Annotated in this window: 18 protein-coding genes, 2 tRNA genes and 1 other RNA gene; 8 read left to right on the forward strand and 13 right to left on the reverse strand. The window is 65.7% G+C overall.

Translation table 11 applies throughout. The annotated features are described in order from the left end of the window. Positions 1-33 precede the first annotated feature (33 nt). Positions 34-519: an SspB family protein gene (locus tag EG854_RS04465; RefSeq protein ID WP_123286520.1), complete on the reverse strand. Its 486-nt coding sequence runs from the start codon at positions 517-519 to the stop codon at positions 34-36. A 79-nt stretch (positions 520-598) separates the two neighbouring features. Next, positions 599-962, reverse strand: a transfer-messenger RNA (tmRNA) gene (ssrA, locus tag EG854_RS04470). Between the two features lie 82 nt (positions 963-1,044). On the opposite strand from ssrA, the gene EG854_RS04475 reads away from it, so the two are divergent. Continuing rightward, the gene (locus EG854_RS04475) at positions 1,045-1,611 is read left to right on the forward strand and encodes a hypothetical protein (protein ID WP_164461841.1); all 567 of its coding nucleotides are present in this window, start codon (positions 1,045-1,047) and stop codon (positions 1,609-1,611) included. Between the two features lie 3 nt (positions 1,612-1,614). Here EG854_RS04475 and miaA read toward each other — a convergent pair whose 3' ends face one another. Next, positions 1,615-2,583, reverse strand: a complete 969-nt coding sequence (miaA, locus tag EG854_RS04480) for a tRNA (adenosine(37)-N6)-dimethylallyltransferase MiaA (RefSeq protein ID WP_123286862.1) — start codon at positions 2,581-2,583, stop codon at positions 1,615-1,617. Here miaA and EG854_RS04485 point away from each other — a divergent pair. Both EG854_RS04485 and EG854_RS04490 read left to right on the forward strand, forming a co-directional pair. After that, positions 2,561-3,637: an Mrp/NBP35 family ATP-binding protein gene (locus EG854_RS04485; protein ID WP_123286522.1), complete on the forward strand. Its 1,077-nt coding sequence runs from the start codon at positions 2,561-2,563 to the stop codon at positions 3,635-3,637. The two genes, miaA and EG854_RS04485, sit on opposite strands and share 23 nt — an antisense overlap. An 81-nt stretch (positions 3,638-3,718) precedes the next feature. Then, positions 3,719-4,816, forward strand: a complete 1,098-nt coding sequence (locus EG854_RS04490) for an NADH:flavin oxidoreductase (protein ID WP_123286523.1) — start codon at positions 3,719-3,721, stop codon at positions 4,814-4,816. Positions 4,817-4,925: 109 nt separating this feature from the next. Here EG854_RS04490 and EG854_RS04495 read toward each other — a convergent pair whose 3' ends face one another. The 6 genes from EG854_RS04495 to EG854_RS04515 form a co-directional block, all read right to left on the reverse strand. Continuing rightward, positions 4,926-5,444 (reverse strand): dihydrofolate reductase, encoded by a 519-nt coding sequence (locus tag EG854_RS04495; RefSeq protein WP_123286524.1) that lies wholly within the window; start codon positions 5,442-5,444, stop codon positions 4,926-4,928. After that, the gene (locus EG854_RS04500) at positions 5,441-5,737 is read right to left on the reverse strand and encodes a nucleoside triphosphate pyrophosphohydrolase family protein (RefSeq protein ID WP_123286525.1); all 297 of its coding nucleotides are present in this window, start codon (positions 5,735-5,737) and stop codon (positions 5,441-5,443) included. The genes EG854_RS04495 and EG854_RS04500 overlap by 4 nt, the downstream gene beginning before the upstream one ends. Before the next feature lie 8 nt (positions 5,738-5,745). Next, complete coding sequence (locus tag EG854_RS04505; protein ID WP_123286526.1) at positions 5,746-6,129, reverse strand: hypothetical protein; 384 nt, start codon at positions 6,127-6,129, stop codon at positions 5,746-5,748. Then, on the reverse strand, positions 6,108-6,530 hold the full coding sequence (locus tag EG854_RS13090; protein WP_164461843.1) for a DNA-binding protein: 423 nt from the start codon (positions 6,528-6,530) through the stop codon (positions 6,108-6,110). Before EG854_RS13090 ends, EG854_RS04505 begins: the two co-directional genes overlap by 22 nt. A gap of 3 nt (positions 6,531-6,533) precedes the next feature. Further along, a complete protein-coding gene (locus tag EG854_RS04510; RefSeq protein WP_123286527.1) occupies positions 6,534-7,388 on the reverse strand; it encodes a thymidylate synthase in 855 nt (284 codons plus the stop codon). Between the two features lie 831 nt (positions 7,389-8,219). After that, complete coding sequence (locus tag EG854_RS04515; protein ID WP_123286864.1) at positions 8,220-8,762, reverse strand: DUF924 family protein; 543 nt, start codon at positions 8,760-8,762, stop codon at positions 8,220-8,222. Here EG854_RS04515 and EG854_RS04520 point away from each other — a divergent pair. Both EG854_RS04520 and ilvC read left to right on the forward strand, forming a co-directional pair. Further along, positions 8,754-9,512 carry a hypothetical protein gene (locus EG854_RS04520; protein WP_164461845.1) on the forward strand — a complete coding sequence of 253 codons (759 nt, stop codon included), beginning with the start codon at positions 8,754-8,756 and terminating at the stop codon, positions 9,510-9,512. The genes EG854_RS04515 and EG854_RS04520 overlap by 9 nt on opposite strands. A 5-nt stretch (positions 9,513-9,517) precedes the next feature. Further along, positions 9,518-10,510 (forward strand): ketol-acid reductoisomerase, encoded by a 993-nt coding sequence (gene ilvC, locus EG854_RS04525; protein WP_183211062.1) that lies wholly within the window; start codon positions 9,518-9,520, stop codon positions 10,508-10,510. A gap of 57 nt (positions 10,511-10,567) precedes the next feature. On the opposite strand, the gene EG854_RS04530 is transcribed toward ilvC, so the two are convergent. Next, positions 10,568-10,644, reverse strand: a tRNA-Pro gene (locus EG854_RS04530). Between the two features lie 175 nt (positions 10,645-10,819). On the opposite strand from EG854_RS04530, the gene EG854_RS04535 reads away from it, so the two are divergent. Further along, positions 10,820-10,893, forward strand: a tRNA-Gln gene (locus EG854_RS04535). A gap of 99 nt (positions 10,894-10,992) precedes the next feature. Continuing rightward, positions 10,993-11,442, forward strand: coding sequence for a surface-adhesin E family protein (locus EG854_RS04540; protein WP_123286530.1), 450 nt, complete (start codon positions 10,993-10,995; stop codon positions 11,440-11,442). A gap of 3 nt (positions 11,443-11,445) precedes the next feature. On the opposite strand, the gene EG854_RS04545 is transcribed toward EG854_RS04540, so the two are convergent. Next, entirely contained in the window at positions 11,446-12,048 is a 603-nt protein-coding gene (locus EG854_RS04545) for a sensor histidine kinase family protein (protein WP_123286531.1), read from the reverse strand. A gap of 156 nt (positions 12,049-12,204) precedes the next feature. On the opposite strand from EG854_RS04545, the gene EG854_RS04550 reads away from it, so the two are divergent. Further along, positions 12,205-12,654: a response regulator gene (locus tag EG854_RS04550; RefSeq protein ID WP_123286532.1), complete on the forward strand. Its 450-nt coding sequence runs from the start codon at positions 12,205-12,207 to the stop codon at positions 12,652-12,654. A 14-nt stretch (positions 12,655-12,668) separates the two neighbouring features. On the opposite strand, the gene EG854_RS04555 is transcribed toward EG854_RS04550, so the two are convergent. Further along, the gene (locus EG854_RS04555; protein ID WP_123286533.1) at positions 12,669-14,891 is read right to left on the reverse strand and encodes a S9 family peptidase; all 2,223 of its coding nucleotides are present in this window, start codon (positions 14,889-14,891) and stop codon (positions 12,669-12,671) included. Positions 14,892-14,982: 91 nt separating this feature from the next. Then, entirely contained in the window at positions 14,983-16,767 is a 1,785-nt protein-coding gene (locus EG854_RS04560) for an acyl-CoA dehydrogenase (RefSeq protein ID WP_123286534.1), read from the reverse strand. Positions 16,768-16,784 lie beyond the last annotated feature (17 nt).

Raw genomic sequence — 16,784 nt, forward strand, 5'->3', positions numbered from 1 at the left:
GCGGGCTCCGTCAGCTTGCCCGCCGAACCTTAGCTATTTTTTCCGGAACTGGTCCAGTGAGACGACCTTGGGGCCGTCGTCGCCGGTGGAGGGGGGCGGCGCCTCGGGTTCGGCCGGGGCCACCTCGACCTCGTCCTCGATCACCTCGACCGTCTCGAACTGCAGCAGGAACTGCACCGAGGGGTCGAAGAAGCGGGTGATGGCGCGGTAGGGCACGGTCATCGCCTTGGGCACGCCGCCAAAGCGCAACATGATGCTGAACTGGTCGGCGTCGACCACCAGATCCTCATACTGGTGCTGCAGCACGACCGTCATCTCTTCCGGATATTTGGCCACCACATCGGGCGGCAGCATCACACCGGTCGCCCGGGTCTGGAAGGTGATGTAGAAATGGTGGCCGCCGGGCAGGCCCTCGGGCTGGGCCGCGCGTTCCAGCGCCGCACGAATCACGCCGCGCAGGGCATCCTGCGCCAGGCGTTCATAGTGCATTTCGTCGACGGGAGGGGTCGGGTTGGTCATGCCTGCCTCTGTGAGGGTCGCCTCCTGATAGCCCCGTGGGTCCACCAGTGAAAGGGGCGCATTGCCCTCAATGCAGGAAAGCGCCGGGATTCTGTTGCCAGGCTCCCGACAGGCCCCGCCTGAAGATCTGAACCTCCAGGAGTTTAGATTGGAATTACCGGAACCGCATTACGCGGCGACAGCGTATTCCCCAGCGAAGTTATCGTTCGCAGTTACAAAATGGCCCGATAACGATGGGCCAGCACGGGCGAAAGCAATCCTCTTTACACGTCCGTCGATGCTAGTCGGCCCCATACATTCCGCCGATAACGCGGGGGAAAATGGTGGAGCCGCCGGGAATCGCACCCGGGTCCGGTCCGCTTATTACAAGCGCCTTTATCGCCATAGTCCGGGCGAACCCGGACGCCCCCAATATAGGGGCGAAGGGATGAAAATCCAATAACCTGATGCCGTCATCCGTTTGCACTGGCCAGCGGTGCGGACGTCGGGCAATCATCGGGGCTCATTTTTCCGAGGAGCGTCCCCGTGTTCACCCGTCTTGCAATGTTCGCCATGGTTCTGGCACTCGGCTCGGGCCTCGCCGCCGCGCCCGCCCTGGCGCAGGAGGCTCCGAAAGCCACCCTGTCCGCTGCCGACCGCGCCGGCCTCGACGCACGGATCGATCAGCTGAACGGCATGGTCGAAGCCGGACAGTTCTCGGCCATGATAGAATTCCTGCCGCCGAAAGTGCTGCAGACGATTGCCGACACCTATGGGGCCACCGTCGAGGAAGCGCAGAACGCCAGCCGGGAGATGGTCGATGAGCTGATGAGCCAGGTCGCCATCCTTGCCTTCGACATCGACCGGGCCGGGGCCCAGACCTTCGTCACCCCGGATGGCAGCCGGCAGTATGTCGTCCTCGACCTCACCATGCTGATGGAAACCCAGGGCATTCAGATCAAGGCCGTATCGCCCAACCTCGCCTTCAAGGACGACGGTGTCTGGTATCTCATGGACGTCAACGATCCCGCCCAGGCCAACATTCTGCGCGAGGCCTATCCCGAGTTCGAAGGCGTGACGTTCGAGCCCGGCACCATGGACATGATCGAGTAGCCGTCAGACCCGGTCCCAGTCCGGCATCTGGTTCCTGAACCAGGTCAGCTGGCGCTTGGCATAGTTGCGAGTGGCCTGACGCATCTGGTCCAGCGCCTCCTCGCGCGAGGTCTCGCCGCGTAGGTGGGCGGCCAGTTCGCGCACGCCGACGGCCTTCATCACCGGCAGGGCAGGGGACAGGTCCCGGTCCAGCAAGGCCTGCACCTCCTCCAGCGCCCCCCGCTCCAGCATCACCGCGCAGCGGGCGTCGCAGGCCGTATAAAGGGCCTCGCGCTCGGGCATCAGCACCTGTCCGGTCCAGCTGCCCGGCGTCAGCACTGGCCGCGTGTCCGCCTGCCAATCCGACAGGGCGCGCCCCGTATGGTCCGCGACTGCCATGGCCCGGATCAACCGTTGCCGGTCGTTCTCCTCGATCCGGGCTGCGGCCCCGGGATCCACCTCCGCCAACCGCTGACGAAAGGCCGCTTCGCCCAACCGGTCATAGTCCGCCTCAACGGTCTGTCGCACGGCACCCGGGACCGGCGGAATGTCGGCCAGCCCCTTCGTCAGAGCGGTAAAGTAGAGGCCTGTGCCGCCCACCAGCACCGCGGGCCGCCCGTCGAGCTCTTCCAGCAAGTCCTGCACCGCCCGCACCCAGCGCCCGACCGACCAGGGGTCATCGCCTGCTGCCACGCCGTACAGCCGGTGCTCGGCCCGCACCTCTTCCTCGGCATCCGGCCGGGCGCTCAGCACGCGCAGCTCGGCATACAGCTGCTGGCTGTCGGCATTGACGATCACCGCCCCGGTCCGTTCGGCCAGCTCGAGCGCCCGCGCCGACTTGCCCGAGGCGGTCGGCCCCCCGATCAGGGTCAGTCTGGCAGGCTCGCCCTGGGACAAATGGAACCTCGCGCCGATGCGGTCAGGGGGATAGAAGGCCCGGTAAACCCCCTCGCGCGCCAAGGAGCAAGCCGTGCCCGACAGACAGGCCGTCATCGATCTGCTGAACCGCCTGACCGATCCGGTCACCGGCGGCGGCCTGATGGACGGCGGCAAGGTCAAGGGGCTGGTGGTGGCCGAGGATCGTGCCGGCTTTGTGCTCGAGGTCGATCAGGCCGAGGTGGCCCGCTATGCTCCCGTCCGCGATCAGGCCGAGGCGGCGCTGAAGGGCCTGCCGGGCATCACGCGCGTGTCGGTTATCCTGACGGCCGAGACCGCCCCCGCGCCCGCCCGCCGCACCGCCGGCCTGTCCAAGGCGGCCGTCGATCAGGGCCGGGCCAAGGCCCCCGTGCCGACCGACCGCCCCGACCATGTGCGCCGCGTCATCGCCGTCGGCAGCGGCAAGGGCGGCGTCGGCAAGTCGACCGTCGCCGTCAACCTGGCCATTGCCTTGTCGCAACAGGGGCTGCGCGTCGGCATCCTCGACGCCGATGTCTATGGCCCGTCCCTGCCGACCATGCTCGGCATCTCGGGCAAGCCTGAGTATGTCGAGGGCAAGATGGAGCCGCACCGCGTGCACGGTCTTGCGGCCATGTCGGTCGGCCTGCTGACCGAAGCCTCCGACGCAATGATCTGGCGCGGTCCCATGGCGTCTCAGGCCCTGACCCAGATGCTGACCCAGACCCGCTGGGGCACAGCCGAGGTCCCGCTCGATGTGCTGGTCGTTGACCTGCCGCCCGGCACCGGCGACGTTCACCTCAGCCTGATCCAGAAGACCCCGCTGGACGGCGCGATCATCGTCACTACCCCGCAGGAGGTCGCCCTCGCCGACGCCCGCCGCGCCCACCGGCTGTTCGAAAAGGTCGGCACGCCGGTCCTCGGTCTGGTCCAGACCATGAGCGGTGACATCTTCGGCACCGAAGGCGGCCCGGCCGAGGCGGCCCGCTTAGGGATCCCCGTCCTCGGCGACATCCCGCTGGACGCCGCCGTCCGTCAGGCCGGCGATGCGGGCCGTCCCCTGACCCTCGACAGCCCCGACGGGGAGGCCGGCCGCCGCTTCACCGACTTGGCCCGCGCCGTCGCCGACACCCTCAATCTCAAGGCCTCCTGAGAAAAATCGCGGCCAAGGGTTTTCAAACGCAACGCTAATCGCCACCTTGCCGGTTCCAGTCACACGAACCGCGAGCCTGCCATGTCCGTCGATGCCCTGTTCCAGCCCTTCCAGATCAAGTCGCTGAAACTGCCCAACCGCATCGTCATGGCGCCCATGACCCGCTCCTTTTCGCCGGGAGGCATCCCGACCGAGGACGTCGCGGGCTATTACCGGAGGCGTGCCGAGGGTGATGTCGGCCTGATCATCACCGAGGGCACGGTCGTCGAGCGCCCCGCCGCCCGCAATGACGCCAATGTCCCCGTCTTCCACGGCGAGGCCCTGCCCGAATGGAAGAAGGTGGTGGACGAGGTCCACGCCGCCGGCGGCCTGATCGCGCCGCAAATCTGGCACGTCGGCTCGGCCCGCGGCCAGGGGGCGGACTGGACGCCGCTCGGCAAGGTCGACAGCCCGTCCGGCATGACCACCCCCGGCAACCGCAAGCTGGAGCCGATGACCGAGGAGGACATCGCCGACACCATCGCCGCCTTCGGTCGCTCGGCCAAGGCCGCCCGCGAGCTGGGCTTTGACGCGGTCGAGATCCACGGCGCCCACGGCTATCTGATCGATCAGTTCTTCTGGAGCGGCCTGAACGACCGCAACGACCGCTGGGGCGGCCCGACCATCGCCGACCGCGCCCGCTTCGGCGCCGAAGTCGTCAAGGCGGTGCGCGAGGGCATCGGCGAGGACATGGCCCTGATCCTGCGCATCTCCCAGTGGAAGTCGCACGACTTCGCCGCCAAGAACGGCCACGATCCCGATGAGTTGGCCCAGTGGCTGGCCCCGCTGTCGGAGGCGGGCGTCGACGTCTTCCACGGCTCGCAGCGCCGCTTCTGGGAGCCCGAGTTCGAAGGCTCGGACCTCAATTTCGCCGGCTGGATCAAGAAGCTGACCGGCAAGCCCACCATCACCGTCGGCTCGGTCGGACTGGACGGCGAGTTCATCGCGGCCTTTGGCGGTGCCGGCTCAAAGCCCGCTTCGCTGGACGGCCTGATCGACCGGCTGGAGCGCGAGGAGTTTGACCTGGTCGCCGTCGGACGCGCCCTGCTGGCCGACCCTTACTGGGTGCAGAAAATCCGCGACGGCCGCCTCGACGAGCTCAAGGATTTCGAACGCAGCGCGTTGGCGACGCTCAGCTAGGAAGCGGTGAATAGTGAGTGGTGAGTGGTGAGTGGTCAGTGGTGAGTAGAAATCAGTACAGCCAGACGTTCGCGGCTCTACTCACGACTCACTAACACTACTCACCCTCTCACCGCCTCCGATCCAGCACCCGAAACACATAGGGGTGGTCGTCCTTCTCGCCCGCATCATGCGCCTCGGACGCCACCTCGACAAAGGCCGCCTCGTCAAAGGCCGGAAACAGGGTGTCGCCCTCGGGCTCGGCCTCGACCTCGGTCAGGTACAGCCGGTCGGCCCGGTCCAGCACCGCCTCATACAGCTGCGCCCCGCCGATCACGCAGATCTCGTCGACGCCGTCCTCGCGCGCCTGTTCCCGCGCCATCTCCAGCGTCTCGGGCAGGCTGGTACAGACGACCGCCCCGGTCGCCTCAAAGCTCTCATCGCGGGTCAGCACCAGATTCAACCGCCCGGGCAGGGGCTTGAGCGGCAGGCTCTCCCACGTCGCCCGCCCCATCAGACACGGCTTGCCCATCGTCACGGCCTTGAACCGCTGCAGATCGCCGCGCAGCCGCCAGGGCAGATCGCCCTTCATCCCGATCACGCCATTCCGCGCCCGGGCCGCGACGAGGGACAGGCGAGGGCGGATCATGCGGGGGCCTTTTCAAGCCAGTGCAGCCATTTCCGCTGCATGGCGGCTTCCAGATCGATGCCCGCGCTGTCGCAATAGATCAGCAGCATGCCCAGCACATCCGCCGCCTCATCGCCCAGCTTTGACGTATCCGCCTTACCCCGCGCCCGCCCGCTCATCCGCAGATGCTCGGCCGTCAGCTCGCCCAGCTCCTCCTGCAGCTTCAGCAGCGCCCAGTCGCGGTCACGGTCGATCCCGTGCTCGGCCGCATAGATGTCGGAGATGCGCAGGACGTCGGCCTGCAGGTCGGCCATTTTTAGGTTCAAGCTGGAAGCCTGTAGATCATCGCATCTTCCAGATAGACGCCATTGATGCGGTTCCTGCTGAAGCGGACGCGGTTATTACCTTCGACGCCAATCACACCCTTCAGGGCCGCGAAGATGGAACGGTCCGGATCAACGATGTCCACGCGAGACAAGTCGAGGAGGTTCTGGGTGCCTGCCTTCGAAGTGGCCTTCGCAACGTCCAGATAGAAACTGGTGATGTCCTTGCGTGCTTCCTTGAATGCAATCACGAACCGCCACCGCTCAGCGTCGCTGTCGTAGAGCCACAGCGCACCGCGCACCGCCAAGCCATGGTCATCCAGAAACGACACAAGCTGTCCGGCCGCTTCGATGTCTTCGGCTACCAGTGCGTTTTCAACCATTGCAGAACTCCGGACCTTGGATCACCGACAGCCATGATCATGCGGTTGGCAGTGAACGGGTCGATAGTCTCATATCGAGAGCTCTCTTTCCATCCGGCTATGAAAGCCCAGTTCGCCTCTAACTCAGGATTCTCCGCAGCTGCGATATCGAGCTGCTGCTTAAGGCCCGCGAGCGCAATCAAGGCTTCCAAATTGTGAGTGTGGATCGCACTCACGAATTTCGGGGAAGGAATCACGGTCGCGCGAAATGACAATGCAATGATCGCCTTCAGTCCGCACTCAACAACGTAACCGGCGAGGTAATAGGCGCCACTGTGCCTGCCAGCACCGAGTAGGACTTCAGCGTCGTTCCACCGTAGTTGGGCCAGAGCTTTCAGATGTTCTGCGCTGGGATCTGCCATGAACTAAACCGCGACCGCGGCCTTGATGTGAGGCCAGGGGTCGTACCCCTCCAGCGTCACGTCCGACAGTTCATAGGCGAACAGGTCGTCGCGCGGGGCCAGTGTCAGGGTGGGGAAGGGGCGCGGCGCCCGCGACAGCTGCTCCTCGGCCTGATCCATATGGTTAAGATACAGGTGCACGTCCCCGAAACTATGGACGAAATCGCCGGGCTCCAGTCCCGTCGCCTGGGCGATCATCAGGGTCAGCAGCGCATAGCTGGCGATGTTGAACGGCACGCCGAGGAAGATGTCGGCCGAGCGCTGGTACAGCTGGCAGCTCAGCTTGCCGTCGGCGACGAAGAACTGGAACAGGCAGTGACAGGGCGGCAGGGCCATGTCGTCGACATCGGCCGGGTTCCAGGCCGTGACGATGTGCCGGCGGCTGTTGGGATTGGCGCGGATGCTCTCGACCACCTTCTCGATCTGGTCGATCACCCGGCCGTCGGGCGCGGTCCAGCTGCGCCACTGCTTGCCATAGACGGGGCCCAGCTCGCCCTCGGCATCGGCCCATTCGTCCCAGATGCGGACGCCATTGTCCTTCAGCCAGCGGATATTGGTCTCGCCGCGCAGGAACCACAGCAGCTCGACGATGATCGACCGGGTGTGCAGCTTCTTGGTCGTCAGAAGCGGAAACCCCTTCGACAGATCAAAGCGGATCTGCCGCCCGAACACACCCAGCGTGCCCGTGCCCGTCCGGTCCCCGCGCTGGACGCCATTGTCCAGAATGTCCCGCAGCAGGTTCAGATATTGATATTCGGGATGCGCGGGATCGACCGCCGGTCCGGCATGGTCGGTCAGGGTCGGGGCGAGCGCGTTCATCGCGCCACTCTGCCCGATTCGCGGGGCGGCGGCAGGTCTGCCGAATCAGCATCCACAGAAAACTGGGCGGGTGCGTCCCCCGTTGCCGTCATCCTCCGACTTGATCGGAGGATCGGTCCGGGCAGGCCGTCACCCGTTCAGGGTGACACCGATCCTCGGGTCGAGCCCGAGGATGACGATGGGTTGGGGGCAGTGGCCCGGATGGCTGGTCCCCGAATGCCCAAGCCCTTCAACACCCTCGCCGCTTCCCGGACCGTTCTTCCCGACCTGGTCCGCGCCGCGCCCATACTGTCCGGTTGCTCAAGCCACCGAAGGCCCGGACGTGATTTCAGACCATTCAGACCATTCAGACGGTTCAGACGGTTCAGACGGTTCAGACGGCAAAGTACATCCCCTCTCCCGGGGGGAGAGGGGGCAGGGGGTGAGGGGCTCTCTGCATCTTTCGGCGTGAGCCGTCGCACCGCCCCTGCCACGGCTTGCGCCGACATACACCGCCAACCCTCATCCGGCGCTCACGCGCCACCTTCTCCCACTGGGAGAAGGGGACCACCTCGTTGGAGCACCGCGATTTCAGACGGTTCAGACTGTTCAGACGGTATTTTACCATCACCTCCCCATCTTGATGGGGAGGGGGACCACGGAGTGGTGGAGGGGGCGGCGCTGCCTTGCCCTGCAAAGCCGCTGTCCGCACCCACAGTCATGGCAAGCCGTCCCGCCGCCCCCTCCGTCACGTTGGCTACGCCGCCGCGCCAGCTCCCCATCACGGATGGGGAGGTGATGGAGAACGCCATTCAAGACCATTCAGACGGTTCAGACGGTATTTTACTCGCGCTACCCCCCGAACCCGCCCTCATCCAGAAACGCCTGCTCCTCGGCCGTGGTCTCCCGACCCAGCGCAGCGTTGCGGTGCGGGAAGCGGCCGAAGCGGACGATGATGTCGCGGTGGATCTCGCCCCATTTGCGCAGGTCGGCGTTATCCCCGGCCAGTTCCAGATACCGGTCCTGGTCCTCCAGCCGCTCGGAATGCTCGAAGGGCAGCAGGATGAAATTCCGCAGGTCGGGGGGCACGGCGCGATCATACTCCCGCGCCACGGCGTCCCGGGCCAAACTCAGCGCCAGCGGGTCGGTCGCGAACTGGTGCGCCGTGTCGCGAAACGCATTCCGGGGCAGCTGGTCCAGCAAGATGATCAGCGCCAGCGCCCCCTCGGCCGTCTCCATCCACCCGTCCAGCTCGCGCCGCGCCCCGGCCATGTGCGCCTCCAGAAACCGGTCCTTGAAGGCGGCATCAAACGCCTCATCCTTGGCGAACCACTTGCCGGGGCCTGCCTCTTTCCAGAAGGCGATCACGTCATTGGGAGAAACATCTTGGGTCATGCCAACCATAATCCTTTCAAAGTGAACCTGCTTTCAAGCCTGCTGCTCGCGACAGCGCTGCTGGCGTTCGCAAGTTCGACGGCTAATGGCCAGGACGCGGGGGCTCGTGCCGATGCCTATCTGGCCTGCCCTGCCGCGGGAATAGCCCTGTGGATACCTGCGCCCAGACGCGCGCCTTCGCCCCCGGATGATCCGACCTTGATCGTTATGGAGCGGGATCCAATCGACGTCCGTTGGGCCGGCGACGATGACTGGATCGATCCTCGGGCAGTGCCTGAGGACGTGTTGTCGGACCCGGAGACTTGGATCCGGCCTGCTTCCGTGCGCGAGGAGCACGAGGCGGTCAGGGGACAGGCCGTGGCCGAATTTCCTGCGGGTTCGCCGAGCGTCCTGCTGTTCCAGCGGACAGAACATTGGGCCTGGCACTCCGAAAGCACCGTTGCCGTACGCTTCCCGGATGGGAGTTGGCGGGTAGACTACGTGCAACGCTACGACGATGGCACTGTCAGGCGCGATCAACGCACTCTGGACTCCGAGGCATCTCGGCGCATGGACGAACTCGTTTCCGACCCTTGCCTCGCTCGTGAGCCGTTCGTTTCAGAGTTTGCCCATGTCACCTCATCCGATAACACGCGCTGGACGCTTGAAGTTGATGACGGCTCACTGACGACGAGGATCGCCGGCCGGGATTCCGGTTTCGGGCGCGCCGGGGCCATTATTTATTTACTCCTTGGAGGGACTGCGTTTTGACCCCGCTGCCCGTTTTCCACGACCGTGATTGTGACCTGTCCATCATCCGCGGCAAACGCGTCGCCGTGATCGGCTATGGCAGTCAGGGGCGGACCCATGCGCTGAACCTGCGCGATTCGGGGGTCGCCGACATCGTCGTGGGCCTGAAGGCCGGATCGAAGACCCGGGCGGTGGCCGAGGCGGACGGCTTTGAGGTCATGACCGCCGGCGAGGCCACGGTCGGGGCCGATGTCGTGGCCATCATGGTCTCGGACGAGGCGCACCGCGATCTGTGGGCCGACGAGATTGAACCGGCCATCAAGCCGGGCGCCGCCCTGATCTTTGCCCACGGCCTGTCGGTGCGGTTCGGTCTGGTCCAGCCGCGCGCGGATCTGGATGTGATTCTGGCCTCGCCGAAGGGCATCGGGCCGCGTATCCGCGACCTCTATGAAGAGGGGCAGGGGGTCTTCTGCCTGTTCGGCGTGCATCAGGATGCCTCGGGCAAGGCCCATGCCCTGGGCCTGTCCTATACTGCGGCGCTGGGCTGTGGGCGCAAGGGTATTATCGAGACCACCTTTGCCGCCGAGTGCGAGAGCGACCTGTTCGGCGAGCAGGTGGTGCTGTGCGGCGGGGTCAAGGATCTGGTCGATGGCGCCTTCACGAAGCTGGTCGAGGCCGGCTATCCGCCCGAGGTCGCCTGGTTTGAATGCTTCTATGAGCTGAAGCTGGTCACCGATCTGATGTTCGAAAAGGGCATCGCCGGGGCCTTTGGCCGGATCTCGAACACCGCCGAATACGGCGCCTATCTGACCGGGCCGCGCGTGCTGGGCGAGGCGTCAAAGGCGGCCATGGACGAGGTGCTGGCCGAGGTCCGCTCGGGTGCCTTCGTGCGCACGCTGATGGCAGACTATGACGCGGGCTCTCCCGACCTGCTGGCGCGCAGGAAGGCCTTGGGCGAGCGGCCGATCGAGGCCGTGGGGCGGCACCTCGCCGAGGTGGCTGGCAGATTTAAGGAGTAGGGAGGGGGAGGGGCCGGAAGGCCCCCGATCAGCGCCCGGGTCGCGCTGCAGATAAAATGGTCGGAGTGAGAGGATTCGAACCTCCGACCCCTGCGTCCCGAACGCAGTGCTCTACCAGGCTGAGCCACACTCCGACTTGAGGAGGGGGCTTATACCGAGGCCGGACAGCCCCCGCAAGCCGGGATCGCGGCTATTTCTCAGGAAGGAAGAAACCGCTGCAAAGAAGCGAAAAGGGGGTGTTGCATCGCCCGCGACCTTGGCGTATCTCGGCGCCTCTCGCGAGCCTGTCTCGCGACGCACCGGCCCTGCTGGGGAATGGTGTAATGGTAACACTCCGGTTTTTGGTACCGTCATTCTAGGTTCGAGTCCTAGTTCCCCAGCCACCGCCTCCGGGCCCGCCTCGATCAGATTTCATCAGGATGCCGCGCTCGACGGCCCGCCCATCCTGAGGCAGGCTGGGCTCCTCATCGGGAGAGGCCAACATGTTCAAATCCATCGGTATTGCAGCGACCCTGGCGGTCATCGGGGCCACCCCCGTTCTGGCCCAGAGCTGGGAAGCGGTGTCATCGTCCGACTCGGCTGTGGCGGCGATCGACTGGAGTTCGATCGACATCAACGGTAACCGCCGCGAGGTGACCTTCGCCATGGTCTCGCTGGTCCCGGACGCCGTGCCGTTCGACTACGCCGTCTCGACCATCAACATGGACTGCTCACAGCTGCGCTACGCTACGCTCCGATCCAGCTTCTACGATCGTTCGGGGACCAGCGTGATCGACGATTTCGTCGGCGACGGCTCCTGGACCGCTCTGGCTGAGGGCACGATCATGGGGGATGTGCGTCGCGAGGTCTGCGCCAGCGATTCCTCGCGCACCGGCGCGTTCACGAGCGCCCAGCAGTTCGCGACCAACGCCTGGCGCATTGTGGAACAGTAGGCCCTACTGCAACTGACGCGCTGTAAGGGGCAGGTGGACCTTCACGGTCAGCCCGCCCCGTTGCGGCTCTGAGGCGGTAGCCTGACCGCCCAGCAGGGCCACCAACCCCTCCACCAAGGCCATGCTCTCGGCGTGGACCGCGTCGTCGCCGGCCGGTGTCGTCGCGCTGACGACCATGCTGATATCGGTCGCGGAGGCCGCAAACGCCACGGCAGCGGCCTGACCGACCGCGCCCGGCTCGTAATGCCGTACGACCTCGCCCATGATCTCATGCAGGACGAGGGCAAGCGGCAGGTGCAGATTGTCCGGCAGGGCGGGAACCTCGCCGTTCACCGACAGCTTCAATCCACGCGACTCGCACAGCCTCGTCCAGAAGCTGAGGGTCTCTTCCATATAGGTGCCGAAGTCCGGAGCTCCGGATCGCGTGCCCCGCTCAACCATCAGGCTCATGGCGCTGACCAGGTCGCTGACCCAGTTCATGTGCCGCCGCCCTTCGGGATCGGTCACGCCGCGCAAGCGGATGGAAATGAGCGTCTGGATGAGCCTCAGTTCACGCGTCGACGCCGGTTGCGCCCCGTCCAGAGGATCGATTGCTGATACGCCCATTTGATACCCGAAAGACACGCCCCGACCGGGTGAATAGCAAAGGTCGAACCAATCCGATACAGGTGCGTTCCAAGTGTACGCAATCGGACAATTGCGGTCTTTGGTCTGTGACGCCGCCCTGTTCAGCGGTGCGTGGTAGTGTTGTTGAACCTTAACTTGCCCAAAGACATCAAGGTCATGGTCGTCGAGGACCAGCCCATCCTGGCGATGGAGCTGGAACTGATGCTGACCGATTACGACTGCGAGGTCGTGGGCCTGGCCATGGATCAGTCAAGCGCGCTCATGCTGGCGGGCCGGCACGAGCCCGACCTGGCCTTCGTCGACGTCAATCTGCTGGATGGGCTGACCGGGCCGCAGGTCGCCCACGAGCTGGTCGAGCACCACGGCGTGGCTGTGGTCTTCATGACCGCCAACCCCGAGCAGATTCCCGAGGGCTTTGCAGGCGCGCTGGGCGTGGTCTGCAAGCCGTTCGACGAATCGACCTTGCGCGACGTGGTCGACTTTGCCTGCCGCTTCCGGCTGTCGGGCGATATCTCGTGCCCGCCGCGACGCCTCAAGTTGGCCCCTTGGCTACGCACCCCGCCGTCGAGCATCGCCCCTCACTAGGCGGTGCGCGGCTCTCATGCCGCTTCCCAGCCCTTGTCGATTGCCCAGATAGCGAAGGCATAGTCGTGGGCGACTTCCTTCAGATAATCGAAGCGCCCCGATGATCCGGCATGGCCGGCCTCCATATTGATCTTGAGCAGCACCGGCTTGCCAGAGGTCGTGGCGGGGCGCAGGCGGGCGACCCACTTCTCGGGCTCCCAATAGGTCACGCGGGGGTCTGACAGGCCACCGGTAGCCAGCACGGCCGGATAGGCCTTGGCCTCGATGTTGTCATAGGGGCTGTAGCTGGCGATGTAGTCGTAGGCTTCGGCATCCTCGAGCGGATTGCCCCACTCGGGCCATTCGGGCGGGGTCAACGGCAGGCTGACGTCGCTCATGGTGTTGATCACATCGACGAACGGCACCTGGCCGATCACCCCCGCCCACAGGTCGGGCCGCATGTTGTTGACCGCGCCCATCAGCAGACCGCCAGCCGATCCGCCCTGGGCCACGATGTGCCCGGCCTTGCCGTGTCCGGTCGAGATCAGGTGCTCGGCCGCCGCGATGAAGTCGGTGAAGGTGTTCTTCTTGGTGAAGCGGCGAGCGTCGAGGAACCAGCCCCAGCCCTTGTCCGAACCGCCCCGGATGTGCGCGATGGCATAGATCCAGCCCCGGTCCACGAGCGAAAGCCGGTTGGTGGAGAAGCTGGCCGACATGGGGATGCCATAGGAGCCATAGCCGTAGAGCAACAGCGGCGCCGAGCCGTTCACCGGCGTCGTCTTGCGGCGCACGATAGTGACGGGCACCAGCTGTCCGTCACTGGCCGGGGCATTCAGCCGCTCGACGACGTAGTCAGCGGCGTTGTGGCCAGAAGGGATTTCCTGAACCTTGCGCAGGGTCCGCTCGCGCGTCGCCAGATCATAGTCATAGGTCGACGTCGGCGTGGACGGCGAGTTGTAGCCATAGCGCATGACCGTGGTGTCGAACTCGGACGCCCCGGCCAGATTGAGCGCATAGGCGGGCTCGTCGACGGCGATCTCATGCTCGGCGCCCGCGCGGTCGCGGATCACGATCCGGGTGTTGGCATCGGCGCGCTCCTGGCGGGCGATGAAGTCCTTCACCAGCGAGATGCCCTCGATGTAGCGGCCCGGCGTGTGGGGGATCAGGTCGGTCCAGTTGGCCTTGCCCGGCGATCCGGTCGGCGCCTCACAGACCTTGAAGTCGATCGAGTCGTCGGCATTGGTGTGAATGACCCAGCGATCACCCCAGTGGTCGGCGTCATACTTGCGGGCGACCTCGCGCGGCTCAACGACTCGCGGCGTGGCGGTGATGTCGTCGGCGGGAATGTAGCGGGTCTCGGAGGTTTCCTGATTGCCGATGCCCACGATCATGAAGCGGTCATCGGACGTGCGCCCGACGCCGATGAACATGCCCTCGTCCTCTTCCTCATAGACCAGGGTGATGTCGCCGCCGCGTGCCGGGCGGCGGAAGATCTTGTCCGGGCGGCCGTTGTCGTTGCGGTTGGTCCAGAAGATCCACTGGCTGTCCGGCGAGAAGGTCAGGCCGCCCGAGGCGGACTCAATCGGCTCGCCCACCAGTTCGCCGGTCGCCAGATCCTTGACGTAGATGCGGTAGACCTCGGACCCCTGTGCGTCCTCCGAATAGCCGAACAGGGCGTGGTCGGGGCTGTGGGTCGCCTGACCGACATCGGAGTAGGCCTTGCCCTCGGCGAGCGTATTGGCATCGAGGAGAAGCTCAGGACCATGAAGCACCCGCACAGACGTGAGCCGGATGCCATCTATGTTGAAGGGAGGGACACGCCCCTTTCGCATGTAGCGAGGGTGCTGGTCGCCCTCTAGGTATTCGACGTAATACTCCCAGTAGCCGTCCGGTTCGGGGACCGAGCTGTCCGCTTCCTTGATCCGGCCCTTCATCTCCTCGAACATCGCGGCCTGGAGCGGGAGGGTCGAGGCCATCATGGCCTCGCGGTAAGCGTTCTCGGCGGTCAGGTGCTCCTTGACGTCGGCCTTGATCAGGGTCGGATCGCGCAGCACGGCCTGCCAGTTGTCGTCCTTCATCCACTGATAGTCGTCGACCCGGACGCGGCCCAGCTGTTCGATGGTGACCGGGATCTTCTTGGCGACGGGGGGGACGGGCATGTTGGAGAGGGCGCCTTTCGCAGAGCGGGCAAGGGTCGGGGAGGCGGCGGCCGCAAGGGCGGTGGCGGCGGTGGACGCGATCATCTGCCGACGGTTCATGACAGGCTCCAGAGAAGGGCGGAAATCGGAATGCGGCACCATGATCCGCGCCGCGCCGGGGCGTCAAATGAACTAACGGCCATGATGGGGTTCAGGGGGCCAGAACCGCCGGGGTCATGCGCAGCAGCAGGTCGCCGCCCTGACCAATGGCGGCCAGACGGCTCGACACATGGCCGAGCACATTGGCGGCATAGACCTCGTAAAGTGCGATGCGGCCGTCCAGCCAGTCGGCGTCCCCCTCGCCATTGGCCTTGAGCGTCTGGGCCGCCAGCGCGCCCCGGGCCAGGAACCAGCCACCGATCACGTCGCCCATCAGCTTCAGATAGGCGTCGGCCGCAGTCAGTACATCGGCGGTGCCATCTTCGGCCGCCTTGCGATCCAGCAGCCACAGGGTGGCGTCCTCGACTGCCGACAAGGCGTTGGCCATCCGCTCGACCGGCTTGCCGTCATAGAGGGCCGCAAGAGGAGTCAGGACCGTCTTCATCTCCTCTATCAGCAGGCGCGCCGAGGCCCCACCGTCCTGCGACAGCTTGCGGCCAACCAGATCCATGGCCTGGATGCCATTGGTGCCCTCATAGATCGGGGCGATGCGGGCATCGCGGTAGTATTGGGCCGCGCCCGTCTCCTCGATGAAGCCCATGCCGCCGTGGATCTGGATGCCCATCGAGGCGACCTCGACCCCCATGTCGGTTGACCAGGCCTTGGCGATCGGCGTCAGCAGGTCCTCGCGGCCCTTCCACTGGCGGGCGACATCCGGATCGGCCGAGCTACGGGCCAGATCGGCGGCCATGCCGGTCGCCAGACAGATAGCGCGCCCGGCGGCGATCCGGGCCTTCATGACCGACAGGGTGCGGCGCACATCGGGGTGGTCAAGGATCGGGGCCGAGGCCTCGCCGGTCCAGACCGACCGGCCCTGACGGCGGTCCGTGGCATAGGCCAGGGCGTTCTGATAGGCGCGCTCGGCGATGCCCACACCCTCGACGCCCACGGCCACGCGGGCGGCGTTCATCATGGTGAACATATGGGCCAGCCCCTCATTGGGAAGGCCGACCAGTTCGGCGGTGGCGCCTTCATAGGCCATGACACAGGTGGGCGAGGCGTGGATGCCCAGCTTGTGTTCGACCCCGACCGGGCGGAAGGCGTTGCGTTCGCCCCGCGAGCCGTCGGCGTTCAGCAGGTATTTGGGCGCCAGGAACAGGCTGATGCCCTTGGGGCCCAGGGGGGCGTCGGGCAGGCGGGCGAGGACCATGTGGACGATATTGTCCGTCATGTCGTGGTCGCCCCAGGTGATGTAGATTTTCTGGCCGTTGAGGCTGTAGGTGCCGTCGCCCTTGGGCGTTGCTGTGGCCGTCAGGGCGCCGAGGTCCGAGCCGGCATTGGGCTCGGTCAGGACCATGGCCCCGGTCCATTCGCCGGAGATCAGCTTTTCGAGATAGGTGGTCTTCTGGGCCTCGGTGCCGTGGGCCTCCAGCGCCTCGATGGCCGCCAGCGACAGCATGGGACACAGGCCAAAGGCCATATTGGCCGAGTGCACGGTCTCGAACGCGGCCAGCTCCAGCGCCTTGGGCAGGCCCTGACCGCCGTGCGCCGTCGGGGCGGCCAGCCCCATCCAGCCCCCCTCGATGAAGGTGCGATAGGCCTCGCCAAAGCCCGGCGCGGGAATCACCCCGTCGCCTTCCAGCTTCGAGCCCGCGCGGTCCCCGGACACGTTCAGGGGCGCCAGCGTGCCCTCGGAGACCTGACCGGCGGCCTCGAGCACAGCATCGACCACATCGGCGTCAAGGTCGGGATAGGCCCCGGTGGCCTGAAGGTCCTCAAGGCCGAGGACGTGCTTCAGGGTGAAACCCAGGTCGCGAAGCGGGGCGCGGTAACTCATTGGGACTCCCTTGATCG

It is taken from the genome of Brevundimonas halotolerans (genome assembly GCF_003730275.1).
Classification (GTDB): Bacteria; Pseudomonadota; Alphaproteobacteria; order Caulobacterales; family Caulobacteraceae; genus Brevundimonas; species Brevundimonas halotolerans.